Annotated in this window: 1 pseudogene; it reads right to left on the bottom strand. The window is 69.8% G+C overall.

Going from position 1 to position 268, the window contains the following annotated elements:
- Positions 1–268: pseudogene (locus tag KVS69_RS19685) on the bottom strand (hybrid sensor histidine kinase/response regulator); the annotation flags it as partial.

Raw genomic sequence — 268 nt, forward strand, 5'->3', positions numbered from 1 at the left:
CCGGCCATGGGCGTGCGGATTTCGTGGCTCATCATCGCCAGGAACGCGCTGCGTGCTTCCACCTCCTGCTCGGCCTTGCGCATGGCGGTGTGCAGCGCCCCGGCCAGCTCGTGGGTGTCGGTCACATCCACCCAGTAGCCGCTCCACTCGACGCTGCCAGCGGATGCGTGGGGCTGGCCGCCGTCGGTGTGGATCCCGCGGACTCCGCGTTCGGCCACCACGCGGATATCCAGTTCCGGGATGGGCGTCCGGCCGGCTATCGCTTTGG

It is taken from the genome of Stenotrophomonas sp. GbtcB23, from assembly GCF_019091045.1.
GTDB lineage: Bacteria > Pseudomonadota > Gammaproteobacteria > Xanthomonadales > Xanthomonadaceae > Stenotrophomonas > Stenotrophomonas rhizophila_A.